The organism is uncultured Tenacibaculum sp. (assembly GCF_947504135.1).
GTDB lineage: Bacteria > Bacteroidota > Bacteroidia > Flavobacteriales > Flavobacteriaceae > Polaribacter.
Window position 1 is genome coordinate 1 of record NZ_CANNGG010000004.1, and the last position, 15,768, is coordinate 15,768.

Here is a 15,768-nt window from a genome sequence, read left to right on the forward strand (position 1 = left end):
GGTCGTTGCCTTTCTTTTAAACCTCAATCTTTTAGTAGATTGAGGTTTTTTTTTGCTCTTTACTTTAGGAACTATTAAGTATATCACGAGGCATCACTAAAAAAAAGACTAGTTTACTTCAAGAAATAAGAATAGCTATGAAAGCAAGCCCTAGGATATCTATAAAATAAACTTTTGTCTAAAAATAAGTCTATGTATGATTTTTATCATTTATTTAAATAAGGTTTATGGGGAAATTTGCAGAGTAAAACTTTAGAATAATGAGAAAAGATATTCGTATTGTTACGGCTGCAGAAGCTGTAAGTATTGTAAAATCAAATGATAAAATTTTCTTCCAAGGAGCAGCAATGACTCCTAATTTATTAATTGATAGCTTGTGTAATAGATATCATGAGTTAGATGATATAGAAATTATTCAAATCCACACACATGGTAAAGCAAAGTATTTAGAAGAACCATATTGTAAATCCTTTAAACTAGTTAGCTGTTTTGTAGGTGATAATGTAAGAAAAGGAGTAAATACTAATAATGGTGATTATATTCCTATTTTTTTAAGCGAAATCCACTGGTTATTCCGCCGAAATATTTACTCATTGGATGTAGCTTTTATTCAAGTTTCTCCGCCAGATAAACACGGCTATTGTTCGTTGGGGACATCAGTTGATATTACATTACCAGCTATTCAAACAGCAAAAACAGTTATAGCTCAAATTAACCCTAATGTACCTAGAACTCATGGGGATGGAATTATTCATATGAGTAATATAGATTATGCTGTAGAGGTTGATGTTCCAATACACACTTCCGAAATAGGAATACCTTCAGAAATAGAAAAAAAAATTGGACAAAATATAGCAGAACTAATAGAGGATGGTGCAACATTACAAATGGGAATAGGTAATATACCAAATGCTGTATTACATAACTTAACAAATCATCAACGATTAGGAATTCACACCGAAATGTTTTCTGATGGAGTACTACCATTGATAGAAAGAGGTGTAATTACTGGTGAAGAAAAAGAGATTAAAACAGGAAAGATAGTTACTTGTTTTGCTGTAGGTTCACAAAAGTTATACGATTTTATAGATGATAACCCTCTAGTACATTTTAAAGAGGCCGGTTATACAAATGATACTTCTATAATTAAGAAAAACCCTAAAGTAACAGCTATAAACAGTGCTATTGAAATAGATTTAACAGGACAAGTTTGCGCTGATACTATTGGGCAATACCAATATTCTGGAGTTGGTGGTCAAATGGATTTTATTAGAGGAGCTTCATTATCAAAAGGAGGAAAAGCTATTATAGCAATGCCTTCTGTTACCACAAAAGGAATTTCAAAAATTACTCCATTTTTAAAAGAAGGAGCAAGTGTAACTACGACCAGAGCTCATGTACATTATGTTGCTACAGAATATGGAGTAGTTAATTTGTTTGGAAAAAGTTTAAAAGAAAGAGCAAAAGCACTAATTTCTATAGCGCATCCTAATTTTAGAGAAGAGCTAGAAAAAGAAGCTTTTAATCGATTTAAAAAGCTATAAAAAAAAGGGAGTGTTTAAACACTCCCTTTTTTATAATAATTTGGTTCTTTTTTCTAATTCTAGTGCTTTTCTATGTAGTATATTGTGTTCTAAATGTATATGATGATATAAATCTTGTTCAAACTCTTCAAGTTTAATGTAAAGATCTTTATACGTATTAGAGACACTTTTTGGAATAGAGTAATTATCTGTTAGTTTCTCTATTTCTCTGAAAAGATTATTAATTTCTTCATGTTCATGTTCTAACATTTTTATAGGAGTATGTATCGTGATGAATGAAGGAATACTTATTTTTTTGTGTCCTTTGTTAGCTGCTATTAGCTGTTTTATATAAGGGAAAAGTATTTGTTCTTCTTTTTGAAGGTGAGATACAATTTCAGAAGAAGCTTTTCTAAATAGTTTATTAATTTTTAATAGTTCAGGATGTGTATTACCATAGGTTTTTATAACTTCATTTATATATTGAGAAATTATAGGTAAACTTTCTTTTACATAAGAATGATGTACATTTTCAATATAAAGGATTAAAAAGTTTAAACTCCAAGTGTTATAATCTTGAAGCACATCACTAATACTTTCAACATTTTCCAATTCGCTTTTTAATGCACTTAAGTTTATTTTATTCTTTTGGCAGACTTTGTTTATTGTTATATTTCCTTTGCAGCAAAAATCAATTCCATATTTCTTAAAAATAGGAGCTGTTTTTATATTCTCTATTACATAATCAGCGACTGTTCTATTTTCTAAGACATTCATTGTTTTTTTATTTTAATAAATACTGATATAAGTTTGTAATTTGTGATTATTTTAACTAAAATTATGTTATAATCACGGGGAATAATGGCTTTTATTACAAATTAATAGGTAAAAGATGATTTAAAACATGATATAAATCATCCTTGAAAAAATTATTTAATTATCTTTTAAATTATGATTAAAGGTTTAGAGAGAATCATAGCTTTGTAAGTAACAAAGAAAAGAAACTACTAATAAGTTAAATAAAACGGAAGAGCAGGATGAGCGACAAAATTTTAACTTGGAAAGACGTAATTAATTTTGCAGTTAATGGTAATCCAACACCCGATAAAAGAGTAGAAAAAACAGCAGCAGAATGGAAAAAGCTTTTAACTCCAGAACAGTTTAGAGTTACAAGACAAAAAGGAACAGAAAGACCAAATTCAGGAGCACTGTGTAGTGTGTATGATGCTGGTAAGTATAAATGTGTATGTTGTGACACACCTTTGTTTGATTCAACGATTAAATTTAGTTCAGGTACTGGTTGGCCTAGTTTTACACAACCTATAAAAGAGAATGCTATTCAATATGAAAAGGACACTACTTTTGGTATGGTACGCGTAGAAGTGATGTGTAATACTTGTGATGCGCATTTGGGGCATGTATTCCCTGACGGACCAGAACCTAGCGGATTACGTTATTGCATTAACTCAGCATCAATGATTTTAGATACTGAATAAAAGAAAGTATATAAATGACAAATAATAATTTAGAAGTAATAACCGTTGGAGGCGGTTGCTTTTGGTGTGTAGAAGCCATTTTTAACCAAATAAAAGGTGTAGAGAAAGTAGTTTCTGGTTATATGGGAGGAACCGTTCCAGGAACTCCAACCTATAGAGAAGTATGTTCTGGATTAACAGGACATGCAGAAGTAATTCAAGTAACGTATAATCCTGATATTATAAGTTTTGAAGAGTTATTGGTGATTTTTATGACGAGTCACGATCCTACAACTTTAAATAGACAAGGAGCCGATGTAGGAACTCAATATCGTTCGGTTATTTTTTATCATTCTGATGAACAACGAGCAAGAGCAGAACAAGTAATTGAGGAGTTAAAACCTTATTTTGAAAGTCCTATTGTTACAGAAGTTAGTCCAGCTAATACATTTCATGCTGCGGAAGAGTATCATCAAAACTACTATGAAAATAATAAGGAACAAATGTACTGTGCAGCAGTGATTTCTCCTAAGTTGGCTAAACTGAGAAAACTGCATGCAGGCAAATTAAAAGAATAATAAAACGTGTTGAAATTCAATATACAAAATACCTTTATAAAAGAATTACCTGCGGATCCAATTCAAGAAAATACAAGAAGACAGGTAATAGGAGCTTGTTTTTCGTATGTAACACCTAAAAAAACTTCCAACCCTAAAGTTTTACATGTTTCTGATGAAATGGCAAAAGAATTAGGGCTTTCAGCAGAAGAAATAACTTCCGAAGAGTTTAAAAGTGTTTTTACAGGAAATGAAGTGTATCCGAATACAGAACCATATGCAATGTGTTATGGCGGGCATCAGTTTGGGCATTGGGCAGGTCAGTTAGGAGACGGTAGAGCTATTAATTTGTTTGAAACAGTTCATAATAATAAAAACTGGGCATTACAATTAAAAGGAGCTGGAGAAACACCGTATTCACGTACTGCAGATGGATTGGCAGTATTGCGTTCTTCTATTCGTGAGTATTTGTGTAGTGAAGCCATGCATCATTTAGGTGTACCTACAACAAGAGCTCTGTCTTTAGCTTTGTCGGGAGATGAAGTATTAAGAGATGTACTATACGACGGAAATGCTGCCTATGAAAAAGGAGCAATTGTATGTAGAACTGCCGAATCTTTTTTACGCTTTGGAAATTATCAGATTTTAGCAGCCAGAGGAGATGTAAAAACCTTGAAAACACTGGTAGATTATACAATTACCCATCATTTTCCTCATTTAGGAAAACCTTCAAAAGAAACGTATGTTTCCTTTTTTAAAGAGGTAGCAGAGCTTAGTTTGGAAATGGTAATTCATTGGCAACGTGTTGGTTTTGTACATGGAGTAATGAATACCGATAATATGTCTATTCTTGGTTTAACCATTGATTATGGTCCTTACGGATGGTTAGAAGGTTATGACCACGGATGGACGCCAAATACAACGGATAATACCCATAAGCGTTATCGATATGGCTCGCAACCAGAGGTGGTTTTATGGAATTTATACCAGCTAGCAAATGCTCTATATCCTTTAATTGAAGAAGCAGAACCTTTAGAGGCTGTTTTGGAATATTATCAAGAGAAATTTCCTGAAAAGTATATGCAAATGATGCGAGATAAATTAGGACTTTTTTCTTCAAATGAATCAGATGGAAAATTAGTTTCAGATCTTGAAGAAGTACTTCAAAAAACAGAAACGGATATGACTATTTTTTTCCGATTATTGGCAGAAATTTCAAAAGAAGATACAGTTGAAAATGCTATCAAAAAAATAGAAAAAACATTTTATACACCATCAGAAATTGTTGATGAAGTTAAATTATTTTGGGAAACTTGGTTTCAAAATTATTTGGATAGATTGCAAGATGAAACTGTTTCAAATGAAGAGAGAAAAGCAAAAATGAATACTGTAAATCCGAAATATGTACTCAGAAATTATATGGCACAATTAGCCATTGATGATGCAAATAAAAATGACTTTGTATTGTTAAATGAGTTATATTTACTGCTCAAAAATCCTTACAATGAGCAACCAAAATATGAAAAATGGTTCGCAAAACGACCAGAATGGGCTCGAAATAAAGTAGGGTGCTCTATGTTATCTTGTAGTTCTTAAGATAAAATATATGTTAAATTTATTATTTAAGTAATTTAGCTTAAATATATGATTTACAGATTTTTTGTTTTTTGTTTTAGAAATAATTCAAAAAGATTTTTTCAATAAAATTCAAAATAAATTTGGAAAATCAATTTTTATAATTGAATATTTGTGCTCGTAAAAGTTCAAACACTTATTGACGATGTTATCAAGAAAGGTGGAGGGATTAGACCCTATGAAACCTTAGCAACCCTTTGTGCAAACAAAGAAGGTGCTAAATTCTACCAGAGCGTAAAAACTCGTGGATAGATAACCCAAAGAAGTTTCTTTAATATCTACAAGAATCTTCTTATAATTTCTTAATAACATTTTTCTAGTAAGCAACATCTAAAAGTAGATGTGTTTTGGCTTTTGGTTTAATTTTTATTAACTCAAAAAACAAGAAAAATGAGTACACAAAAATTCGCAACAAACGCGTTGCACGCAGGTCACGATGTAACACAAACAAGTGGAACCAGAGCAGTTCCAATTTATCAAACTACATCGTATGTTTTTAACGATGCAGAGCATGCAGCAAATTTATTTTCGTTAAAAGAATTAGGGTTTATTTACACCCGATTAAACAACCCAACCAATCAAATTTTACAAGATCGTTTAGCTGCTTTAGAAGGTGGTATTGGGGCTGTAGTTTTTGCTTCGGGTACCGCAGCAATTTCAACAGGATTATTAACCTTGTTAAAAGCAGGAGATCATATCGTAGCTTCGAGCAGTTTGTATGGTGGAACCTACAATTTATTAAATGTTACTCTCCCAAGATTAGGAATTACCACAACCTTTGTAGATGCTTCAAACCCTGATAATTTTGAAGCAGCAGTGCAAGAAAACACCAGAGCCTTTTTTGTTGAATCTCTAGGGAATCCGAAGTTAGATGTATTGGATTTAAAAGCTATATCTACTCACGCTAAAAAAGCAGAAGTTCCTTTTATTGTAGATAATACCGTAGCAACTCCAGCTTTGTTAAACCCGATTGAGCATGGGGCAAACATTGTAATTCACTCGTTAACAAAATACATTGGCGGACAAGGAAATTCGTTAGGAGGAGCTATTATTGATGCAGGAACTTTTAACTGGGCAAATGGGAAGTTCCCTGAGTTTACAGAGCCTTCAACAGGTTATCACGCATTGGTATATCACGAAGCTTTAGGAGCAGCATCGTACACGTTTAAATTAATTTTAGAAGGTTTACGTGATTTTGGAGGAGCGTTAAGTCCTACAAATGCTTTTAATATTATCCAAGGATTGGAAACCTTAGACGTGAGAATTAAAAAGCATAGTGAAAGTGCTTTGGAATTAGCGAAATGGTTACTAGAGCAAGAAGAAGTTGCTTGGGTAAACTATCCAGGACTGGAAGGAAACCAATACAAAGCTTTAGCAGATGAATACTTACCAAAAGGTCAAAGTGGATTGGTAACTTTTGGTGTAAAAGGAGGTTACGAAGCTGCTAAAACCATTGCTGACAATACCAGACTCTTTTCATTACTAGCCAATATTGGAGATACCAAATCTTTAATTATTCATCCAGCAAGTACCACACACCAACAATTGAGTGATGAAGCTCAAGAAAGCACAGGAGTTACTAAAGACTTAATCCGTTTATCAGTTGGTTTGGAAAATATTGAAGATTTAAAAACCGATTTACAAGAAGCATTTGCTAAAATTTCTAAAGAAGTATTGGCTTAAAACACCCCGCGTTAGGGATTAACTCATAATAGGTTATTTACTTATTGGTTTCGTTGAATGCTTCGCATTTGCGGTGGCATCCTTTTGTTGTCAGTTCAAGTTTGCGAAGCAAGTATCGAGAACCAACAAAAGATATTACGGAAAGCCCGACCCTTAGAGGAACGCCCATAAAAATATAGGTAATGAAAAATGATTTGCAGCATATTAATATTCTTAGTTATACCACATTAAGCGGTACACAATTCGATACAATTCCGTTAAGCTATCAAGTTTTTGGAAAAGCATTAGGTACCGCTCCTGTGGTACTTATTAACCACGCACTCACAGGAAATAGCAATGTTGCAGGAAGCCAAGGTTGGTGGCAAGATTTAATAGGAAAAGCCAAGGTCATAGATACTAATGAATATACCATTTTGTGCTTTAATATTCCAGGAAATGGTTATGATAATTTCATGATAGATGATTACAAAAGTTTCGTAGCACGTGATATTGCAAACATTTTTCTACAAGGGCTAGAACAACTCAACATAAAACAATTATTTGCGTTGATAGGAGGATCTTTAGGAGGAGGAATTGCATGGGAAATGGCTGTGTTGAATCCAAAAATTACCGAGTATTTAATTCCTGTAGCTACCGATTGGAAATCGACCGATTGGTTGATAGCGAATTGTCAAATACAAGAGCAACTTTTAATCAATTCTAGTAATCCTGTGCATGATGCACGTATGCATGCAATGTTGTGTTATAGAACACCAGAATCGTTTAAAAAACGTTTTCAGCGTTCAAAAAATGAAGAATCAGCGCTTTTTAATGTAGAAAGTTGGTTGTTACACCACGGAAAAAAATTACAAGAACGCTATCAGTTAGCATCCTATAAATTGATGAATCAGTTATTAAAAACCATTGATGTAACAAAAGGAAGAGAAGAGCTAGATGTATTAGTGAGAATCGAGGCAGACATCCATATTGTAGGCGTAGATTCCGATTTGTTTTTTACTGCGGAAGAAAACAGAGAAACACACAAACAACTGGCATCGGCTCATGCAAATGTAACCTATAATGAAATTAATTCAGATCATGGGCACGATGCTTTCTTAATAGAGTACAAACAATTAGAAAAAATTATTGAACCAATATTCAATAAAAAATCAACAAATAAAAGAATGAAAATTTTAAAGTTTGGCGGAAAATCTTTGTCGAATAGAGGGATACAAAACGTAGTATCTATCATAGAACAGAAAATTAATGACGGAGAAAAGATAGCAGTGGTGGTATCAGCAAGAGGAAATGCTACAGATGAACTGGAAGAACTCTTAGAAAGAGCTGCTAAAAATGAAACTTTTAAAGAACAATTAGAAGCGTTTCGATTTGAGCAAACCAAATTAACTCCGTTGGTAGATTTTTCTACGGAATTTAATCGCTTAGAAAAGTTGTTTGAAGGAGTGAGTTTGTTAGGAGATTATAGCCAAAAAATAAAAGATGAAGTACTAGCACAAGGTGAGTTGTTATCAATAAAAACGGTAACCGACTTGTTGCAACAAAAAGGAATCAATGCACTAGCTACAGATTCAAGGGCGTTGTTAAAAACGGATGAAATAGTTGGCAAAGGGCAATCGATTGTTGAAATTTCTAAAGAAAATGTATTAAATCATTTTAAGCAGTACAACGGAACAACTGTGAATGTGGTAGCAGGGTTTATAGCTTCAAACCTAAAAAACGAAACTACTACGTTGGGTAGAAACGGAAGTAATTACACAGCCTCGTTGTTAGCGAACTATCTAGATGCTGAAGAGTTGCAAAACTACACACATGTAGATGGAATTTTTACTGCCAATCCTGATTTGGTGGCAGATGCTAAGAAGATTGAAATATTATCATTTTCTGAAGCAAATGAACTGGCAAACTTCGGAGCGAACATTTTACATGCTAAAACCATTATTCCGTTGTTAGAGAAGAATATCAATCTACGAATTTTAAATACCTTCAATCCTAACGATAATGGAACGCTTATTACAGCAAAGTCAACCTTAAAAGGAATCAAATCCTTATCGGTTTTAGACAAGGTTGCTTTAATCAATTTTGAAGGAAGAGGTTTGTTAGGTAAAGTAGGAGTAGATGCACGTATTTTTAAAGCATTGAGCAATCACGGAATTAGCGTGAGTATCATTTCACAAGGTTCATCAGAAAGAGGTATTGGTTTGGTGGTAGATAAATCGAATGCAACTGCTGCTGTAAAAGCTTTAGAGCAAGAGTTTGAAAACGATATACAAACAAAAGATGTAAACCAGATTTCGATTCAAGATGAAGTATCGGTAATTTCAATAATTGGTCAAGATTTAAGTGAGTTTCATCAGCCATACAATGCGTTGATTAAGAATCAAATAGTTCCGTTATTGTTTAACAATACCATTACAGGTAAAAATGTAAGCTTGGTGGTAAAAAAAGAACAGTTACACAAGGCGTTAAATGTGATTCACGGTCAAGTATTTGGAGTTGCTAAAAAGATAAACATAGCTGTTTTTGGTAAAGGATTAGTAGGAGGAACTTTGATAGAACAAATTCTAGAGAACTCAAAATCGATTTTAGAAAGACGTAAAATCCACTTGAACATTTTTGCCATTGCCAACTCTAAAAAAGTGTTGTTAGCAAAAAATGGAGTTGAAACTAATTGGTTTAATGAGCTTGATAAAGCAGTAGAAGATAAGCATACAGTTGATAGTGTAATTGACTATGCGAAAGAGCATCATTTAGAAAATTTAATCGCAGTAGACAACACAGCTAGTTTAAATTTTATTGAGAATTACATTCCGTTAGTCAATGCTGGATTTGACTTAGTTTCTTCTAACAAAATAGCTAATACTGTTTCGTACGATTTTTATAAGGAGTTGCGTAAAACCTTAGATGAAAACAAGAAGAGTTACCTATATGAAACCAATGTAGGCGCAGGTTTACCATTGATTGATACAATTAAATTATTACACGATTCAGGAGATAACATTACAAGAATTCTAGGGGTTTTCTCAGGGTCTTTAAGTTATTTATTCAATAAGTTTTCTGCGGAAGATGTAGCGTTTTCAACGGTGTTACAAGAAGCGATTGATAAAGGATTTACAGAACCAGATCCTCGTGAGGATTTATGTGGAAATGATGTTGCCAGAAAACTATTGATTTTAGCTCGAGAATTGGATTTAGAAAATGAATTTGAAGATATTCAGATAGAAAACTTGATTCCAGAGGAGTATAGAGAAATATCTTCTGATGAGTTTTTAGGAAACTTAGAAAAACTAGACACTACGTTTCAACAACAAAAAGAAACACAAGAAGAGAAGCACGTACTGAGATACATTGGTGATTTACACGGAGATCTACAACAATCGAAAGGAGAATTGGATGTAAAATTAGTATCGGTGCCCGAAAGTTCGCCTTTAGGAAGTTTAAAAGGGTCTGATGCAATTTTTGAAATTTATACAGAATCATACGGAGAACAACCTATTGTCATTCAAGGAGCAGGAGCAGGATCTAAAGTTACTGCAAGAGGCGTATTTGGAGATATTTTACGATTAGCAAAGAATAATAACTAGATAGACTAGAGAATAAAGAAGTGAGAATAGAGAGAGAAAAAATAAGAGAGTCTCACTTCTTTGTTCTAACAGCGAAGCGGTCTAACATCTAAAAAAACAACATGAGCAAAAATTTTGAAACACAAGCTATACGAACGCAAATAGAGCGTTCTCAATTTTCAGAACATTCAACACCCTTATACCTAACCTCAAGTTTTGTGTTTGATGATGCTGAAGATATGCGAGCATCTTTTTCAGAAGAAAAGGAGAAGAATTTATACAGTAGATTCTCAAATCCGAATACCACAGAATTTGTCGATAAAATAGTGACTATGGAAGGTGCCGAAGCAGGCTATGCATTCGCAACAGGTATGGCAGCCGTGTTTTCAACCTTTGGAGCCCTGTTAAATGCAGGAGACCATATCGTATCATGTCGTTCAGTATTTGGTTCAACACACAGTTTGTTTACAAAGTATTTACCAAAGTGGAATATAGAAACAAGCTACTTTAAAATAACAGAAGCAGAAAAAATAGAAAGTCTAATACAACCAAATACCAAAATATTATATGCAGAAACACCAACAAACCCAGCAGTAGATATTTTAGATTTAGAACTATTAGGAAGCATTGCAAAAAAACACAACATATTATTAGTAATAGATAACTGCTTCGCAACCCCATACCTACAAAACCCAATAAAATTTGGAGCAGACTTAGTAATTCACTCAGCAACAAAGTTAATAGATGGTCAAGGACGTGTTTTAGGAGGTGTTGTGGTAGGAAAAGAGGAATTGATTAGAGAGATTTATTTATTTTCAAGAAATACAGGTCCTGCAATGTCACCATTCAATGCTTGGGTATTATCTAAGAGCTTAGAGACTTTATCGATACGAGTGGAAAAACATTGCGAGAATGCGTTGAAGGTGGCGCAGTTTTTAGAAGAGCATCCGAAGGTGAACTTGGTAAAGTATCCATTTCTAAAATCACATCCACAGCATGAAATTGCAAAAAAGCAAATGCGATTGGGAGGAAACGTTGTAGCATTTGAAGTCAAAGGAGGTATTGATGCTGGACGTAATTTTTTGAATAGCATAAAACTATGCTCATTATCAGCAAATTTAGGAGATACACGAACGATTGTAACACATCCAGCATCAACAACACATAGTAAGTTAAGTGAAGCAGATCGATTAGAAGTAGGAATAACAGACGGATTGGTACGATGTTCGGTAGGTTTAGAAAATGTAGAAGACGTTATTAACGATTTAAATCAAGCATTAAATAATTAGGAAGTAAAGTATATATTTGTATTATGCTTTCTAAGAAAACAAAATACGGAATTAAGGCGCTTACTTTTATTGCTAGGCAAGAAAAGGGCACTATGGTACAAATTGCGACCATTTCAGAAAATGAAAATATTTCGCATAAGTTTTTAGAAAGCATATTACTTACCTTACGAAAATCAGGAATTTTAGGAGCAAAAAAAGGAAAGGGTGGAGGCTATTATTTGCTTAAGCCATCCAACGAAATTAAAATGACTGAGGTTATTAGAACACTTGAAGGACCTATTGCTATGGTACCCTGTGTTAGTTTGAATTATTATGAAAAATGTGATGACTGTCCAAATGAAGAAGCATGCTCAGTACACAAATTAATGATTCAAGTAAGAGATAATACGCTACAAGTACTTCGTAATAATACACTTGCAGATTTAGTGTAGTATTAACAAATTGTAAAATTCAAATATTTTTATGATTTCTCCTTGGAGAATTAATAAGCATCTGTATATTTGTCGACTTAAAACCTAGTATCCCGATAGGGTAATAGTATTTTAAAAATGATTGTAGAACAAGTAGTAGAAAATAAAGCTAATTATAAAGAAGATAAGCTTTCTGAAAAACCACTAAGAAGCATTATAAAGTCAATAAGTTGGAGAGTTGTTGGTACCATAGATACCATATTAATCTCATGGATAATTACCGGACAAGTAAAAACAGCCTTTTCAATTGGAGCGATAGAATTAGTAACAAAAATGCTATTGTATTTTTTTCACGAAAGAGTTTGGAACAGTATTAAATGGGGTAAAAAATGAGCATAGAAACAATGAATTTAGAAGCAGTAAACGAAGCGTTAAAAAACAAATCTCCAAAAGAGATTATTGTTTGGGCATTACTACAAGCAAATAAAGCCGTAGTAACCACAAACTTTCGCCCATATGAAGGAGCCATTTTACATGCAGTAGCATCAGTAAAAAACAGTATAGATGTTATTTGGTGTGATACAGGATATAATACTCCAGAAACCTATAAACATGCTGAAGAGTTAATTGAAAAATTACAATTAAACATTCAGTTGTATGTACCTAAACAAACGGTAGCACACAGAAATATCACTTTAGGGTTACCAACAGTTGATGATCCAAAACATACGGTATTTACTGAGCAAGTGAAGTTAGAGCCTTTTAAAAGAGCGATGGAAGAGCATAAGCCAGATGTTTGGTTTACGAACTTAAGAAAAGGACAAACAGCTTTTAGAGATAGTATTGATATTGTTTCAAGAAGTAAAGATGGAATATTAAAAGTGAGTCCGTTTTACCATTGGTCAGATGAGGAATTAGATGCTTATTTAGAAGAGCATCAATTACCTAACGAGTTTAAGTACTTCGATCCCACAAAAGTAGAAAGTAATAGAGAATGTGGTTTACATATTTAAAAATAGGATTATGAATACAGAAACGATACAAGTAGGAGCTTTAGAAAGTGAAGCCATATATATATTAAGAGAAGTAGTCGCGCAATTTGAAAAACCGGTGTTATTGTTTTCGGGGGGCAAAGATAGTATAACACTGGTGCGACTTGCTCAAAAAGCATTTTATCCAGCGAAAATTCCATTTCCTTTATTACATATCGATACAGGACATAATTTTCCTGAAACGATTGAATTTAGAGACCGTTTGGTAGAACAATTAGGTGTTGAGTTAATTGTTCGTCAAGTACAAGATAATATTGATGCTGGTAAAGTAAGAGAAGAAACAGGAAAGTACGCGAGCCGAAACATGCTACAAACCGAAACGTTATTAGATGCCATTGAAGAGTTTGGTTTTGATGCGTGTATCGGTGGAGCGCGTAGAGATGAAGAAAAGGCGAGAGCTAAAGAACGTATTTTTTCAGTACGAGATGATTTTGGACAATGGGATGAAAAGAATCAACGTCCAGAGTTGTTCGATATGTTGAATGGAAGAATCGATTTAGGTCAGAACGTACGTGTTTTTCCAATATCTAACTGGACAGAATTAGATGTTTGGTCGTATATACAACAAGAACAAATTGAAATTCCATCCATCTATTTCGCTCATAAAAGAGCCACATTTATTAGAGACGGGTTAATCTGGTCTGCAAATGATGAAGTTGTGTATAGAGAAGAGGAAGAAGAAGTACAAGAGCGTATGGTTCGTTTTAGAACAGTAGGAGATATGAGTTGTACGGCAGCAGTTTTATCAGATGCAATAGATATTGATACAGTAGTAGACGAAATTAGAGAATCAACTATATCAGAAAGAGGAGCAAGGATTGATGATAAACGATCTGAAGCAGCAATGGAAAAACGCAAACAACAAGGATATTTTTAAAAAGAAAACCTAGTATTTAGTATAGAGTAAAGAGAGAAAAATACTCAAAGCTCAATACTAATCACTCAATACTAAAAGAACATGAACGTAGTAAAAATAGCAACAGCAGGAAGTGTAGATGACGGAAAGAGCACACTAATAGGGCGAATTTTATACGATACAAAATCATTAACCCAAGATAAATTAGAAGCGATAGAAGAAAAAAGTAAACAACGTGGGTTTGATTACTTAGACTTTTCTTTAGCCACTGACGGATTAGTAGCAGAACGTGAACAAGGAATTACTATTGATGTAGCTCACATATATTTCTCAACACCAAAAACAAGCTTTATTATAGCCGACACTCCAGGTCATATTGAGTATACCAGAAACATGGTTACTGGAGCTTCAAATTCTCAAGCTTCTATCATTTTGGTAGATGCCAGAAATGGAGTGGTAGAACAAACTTATCGTCATTTCTTTATCAATAATTTACTAAGAGTAAAAGATGTAATAGTCGCTGTAAACAAAATGGATTTGGTAGATTTTTCACAAGAAAAGTTCAATGAGATAAAAGACGAAATAGAGTATTTATCAAAAAAGAGTGCCTATAAAAATCAAAATATCACATTTATACCTCTTTCAGCTTTAAAAGGAGACAATGTTGTGAAGTCTTCAGAAAACACCCCTTGGTATAAAGGAGAAACTTTACTGAGTCACTTTGAAAACTTGGGGTCTGAACATACGCAAGAAGTATCAAAAGCACGCTTCCCTGTGCAAACAGTTATACGCCCTAAAACAGACGAATATCACGATTTCAGAGGATATGCAGGGAAATTGTATGGAGGTGATTTAGTAGTAGGAGATAGTGTAACGGTATTACCATCAGCAACAAAATCTATCATAAAAAGTATTCAGTTTTTTGATAAAGAATATGCAAGAGCAAAAAGAGGAAGCTCTGTGAACATCACCTTAGAAGACGATGTAAATGTTAGCAGAGGAGATATGTTGGTGAAAACAGGAGAAGAACCTTCTGTGGTAAAACAATTAGAAGCTACTGTTTGTTGGATGGATAAAGCACCATTACAAGCTTCTCAAAAATATTACATCAAGCATGGTGTAAATGATGCGCAAGCAAAAATAACAGAACTAACATCTTTAATTCGTACCGATTTTTCTGGAAAAGAAGAAACTCCAACTCAATTATCACTAAACGAAATTGGAGAAGTTAGTTTAAAAGTAAGTAAACCTTTGTTTGTTGACTCATATGAGGAAAACAAAGCTAACGGAGCCTTTATAATCATCAATCCAAAAACCAATACCACATCAGGAGTTGGTTTTATCAAGTAAATAATAAAAGTTATGGCAATAATCATTACAGATGAGTGCATTAACTGTGGAGCTTGCGAACCAGAATGCCCAAATACAGCCATTTATGAAGGAGCGAGTGACTGGAAATATAGCGAAGGAACGTCATTACAAGGAAATGTAACCTTATTAGGTGGAGCTTCTGTAAATGCAGACGAGGAGAATGAACCAGTATCAGACGAGTACTATTTTATAGTACCCGATAAATGTACTGAGTGTAAAGGATTTCATGAAGAACCACAATGTGCGGCAGTATGTCCATTAGATTGTTGCGTGCCAGATGATGCACATGTAGAAACAGAAGAACAATTGTTAGCAAAGCAAGAGTTCTTACATAACGAATAACAACGCTTTTATAAG

The 15,768-nt window shown here is 33.6% G+C and carries 14 protein-coding genes and 1 riboswitch; of the genes, 13 read left to right on the top strand and 1 reads right to left on the bottom strand.

Features of this window, described 5'->3' with window-relative positions; translation table 11 throughout:
* The first annotated feature begins 260 nt into the window (after positions 1-260).
* The gene (locus Q0663_RS08935; RefSeq protein ID WP_299009682.1) at positions 261-1,544 is read left to right on the top strand and encodes an acetyl-CoA hydrolase/transferase C-terminal domain-containing protein; all 1,284 of its coding nucleotides are present in this window, start codon (positions 261-263) and stop codon (positions 1,542-1,544) included.
* Between the two features lie 30 nt (positions 1,545-1,574).
* On the opposite strand, the gene Q0663_RS08940 is transcribed toward Q0663_RS08935, so the two are convergent.
* Complete coding sequence (locus Q0663_RS08940; protein WP_299009685.1) at positions 1,575-2,300, bottom strand: DUF542 domain-containing protein; 726 nt, start codon at positions 2,298-2,300, stop codon at positions 1,575-1,577.
* Between the two features lie 272 nt (positions 2,301-2,572).
* Here Q0663_RS08940 and msrB point away from each other — a divergent pair, with 272 nt between their 5' ends.
* The 12 genes from msrB (at position 2,573) to Q0663_RS09000 (ending at position 15,753) form a co-directional block, all read left to right on the top strand.
* Positions 2,573-3,019, top strand: a complete 447-nt coding sequence (msrB, locus tag Q0663_RS08945; protein WP_299010722.1) for a peptide-methionine (R)-S-oxide reductase MsrB — start codon at positions 2,573-2,575, stop codon at positions 3,017-3,019.
* 14 nt (positions 3,020-3,033) lie between these two features.
* Positions 3,034-3,576, top strand: a complete 543-nt coding sequence (gene msrA, locus Q0663_RS08950; RefSeq protein WP_299009688.1) for a peptide-methionine (S)-S-oxide reductase MsrA — start codon at positions 3,034-3,036, stop codon at positions 3,574-3,576.
* Positions 3,577-3,585: 9 nt separating this feature from the next.
* On the top strand, positions 3,586-5,151 hold the full coding sequence (locus Q0663_RS08955; RefSeq protein WP_299009692.1) for a YdiU family protein: 1,566 nt from the start codon (positions 3,586-3,588) through the stop codon (positions 5,149-5,151).
* 184 nt (positions 5,152-5,335) lie between these two features.
* A riboswitch (SAM riboswitch) is annotated at positions 5,336-5,449 on the top strand.
* A 131-nt stretch (positions 5,450-5,580) separates the two neighbouring features.
* Entirely contained in the window at positions 5,581-6,873 is a 1,293-nt protein-coding gene (locus Q0663_RS08960; protein ID WP_299009695.1) for an O-acetylhomoserine aminocarboxypropyltransferase/cysteine synthase family protein, read from the top strand.
* 182 nt (positions 6,874-7,055) lie between these two features.
* Positions 7,056-10,454 carry a bifunctional aspartate kinase/homoserine dehydrogenase I gene (thrA, locus tag Q0663_RS08965; RefSeq protein ID WP_299009698.1) on the top strand — a complete coding sequence of 1,133 codons (3,399 nt, stop codon included), beginning with the start codon at positions 7,056-7,058 and terminating at the stop codon, positions 10,452-10,454.
* A 101-nt stretch (positions 10,455-10,555) separates the two neighbouring features.
* Entirely contained in the window at positions 10,556-11,722 is a 1,167-nt protein-coding gene (locus Q0663_RS08970) for an O-succinylhomoserine sulfhydrylase (protein ID WP_299009701.1), read from the top strand.
* Between the two features lie 23 nt (positions 11,723-11,745).
* The gene (locus Q0663_RS08975) at positions 11,746-12,153 is read left to right on the top strand and encodes an Rrf2 family transcriptional regulator (RefSeq protein ID WP_299009704.1); all 408 of its coding nucleotides are present in this window, start codon (positions 11,746-11,748) and stop codon (positions 12,151-12,153) included.
* Positions 12,154-12,270: 117 nt separating this feature from the next.
* A complete protein-coding gene (locus tag Q0663_RS08980; RefSeq protein ID WP_274633758.1) occupies positions 12,271-12,525 on the top strand; it encodes a DUF2061 domain-containing protein in 255 nt (84 codons plus the stop codon).
* A gap of 11 nt (positions 12,526-12,536) precedes the next feature.
* Positions 12,537-13,145, top strand: a complete 609-nt coding sequence (locus Q0663_RS08985; protein WP_299010725.1) for a phosphoadenosine phosphosulfate reductase family protein — start codon at positions 12,537-12,539, stop codon at positions 13,143-13,145.
* Positions 13,146-13,155: 10 nt separating this feature from the next.
* Positions 13,156-14,061 carry a sulfate adenylyltransferase subunit CysD gene (gene cysD / locus Q0663_RS08990; RefSeq protein ID WP_299009707.1) on the top strand — a complete coding sequence of 302 codons (906 nt, stop codon included), beginning with the start codon at positions 13,156-13,158 and terminating at the stop codon, positions 14,059-14,061.
* Between the two features lie 81 nt (positions 14,062-14,142).
* On the top strand, positions 14,143-15,390 hold the full coding sequence (locus tag Q0663_RS08995; protein ID WP_299009710.1) for a GTP-binding protein: 1,248 nt from the start codon (positions 14,143-14,145) through the stop codon (positions 15,388-15,390).
* Positions 15,391-15,402: 12 nt separating this feature from the next.
* Positions 15,403-15,753 carry a 4Fe-4S dicluster domain-containing protein gene (locus tag Q0663_RS09000; protein ID WP_299009712.1) on the top strand — a complete coding sequence of 117 codons (351 nt, stop codon included), beginning with the start codon at positions 15,403-15,405 and terminating at the stop codon, positions 15,751-15,753.
* Positions 15,754-15,768 lie beyond the last annotated feature (15 nt).

Bases quoted from the DNA above. Each gene is read 5' to 3' on its own strand.
- Q0663_RS08995 (WP_299009710.1), top strand. From the start codon at position 14,143: ATGAACGTAGTAAAAATAGCAACAGCAGGAAGTGTAGATGACGGAAAG.
- Q0663_RS08970 (WP_299009701.1), top strand. From the start codon at position 10,556: ATGAGCAAAAATTTTGAAACACAAGCTATACGAACGCAAATAGAGCGT.
- Q0663_RS08960 (WP_299009695.1), top strand. From the start codon at position 5,581: ATGAGTACACAAAAATTCGCAACAAACGCGTTGCACGCAGGTCACGAT.
- msrA (WP_299009688.1), top strand. From the start codon at position 3,034: ATGACAAATAATAATTTAGAAGTAATAACCGTTGGAGGCGGTTGCTTT.
- thrA (WP_299009698.1), top strand. From the start codon at position 7,056: ATGAAAAATGATTTGCAGCATATTAATATTCTTAGTTATACCACATTA.
- Q0663_RS09000 (WP_299009712.1), top strand. From the start codon at position 15,403: ATGGCAATAATCATTACAGATGAGTGCATTAACTGTGGAGCTTGCGAA.
- Q0663_RS08935 (WP_299009682.1), top strand. From the start codon at position 261: ATGAGAAAAGATATTCGTATTGTTACGGCTGCAGAAGCTGTAAGTATT.
- Q0663_RS08975 (WP_299009704.1), top strand. From the start codon at position 11,746: ATGCTTTCTAAGAAAACAAAATACGGAATTAAGGCGCTTACTTTTATT.
- Q0663_RS08980 (WP_274633758.1), top strand. From the start codon at position 12,271: ATGATTGTAGAACAAGTAGTAGAAAATAAAGCTAATTATAAAGAAGAT.
- Q0663_RS08940 (WP_299009685.1), bottom strand. From the start codon at position 2,300: ATGAATGTCTTAGAAAATAGAACAGTCGCTGATTATGTAATAGAGAAT.
- Q0663_RS08985 (WP_299010725.1), top strand. From the start codon at position 12,537: ATGAATTTAGAAGCAGTAAACGAAGCGTTAAAAAACAAATCTCCAAAA.
- cysD (WP_299009707.1), top strand. From the start codon at position 13,156: ATGAATACAGAAACGATACAAGTAGGAGCTTTAGAAAGTGAAGCCATA.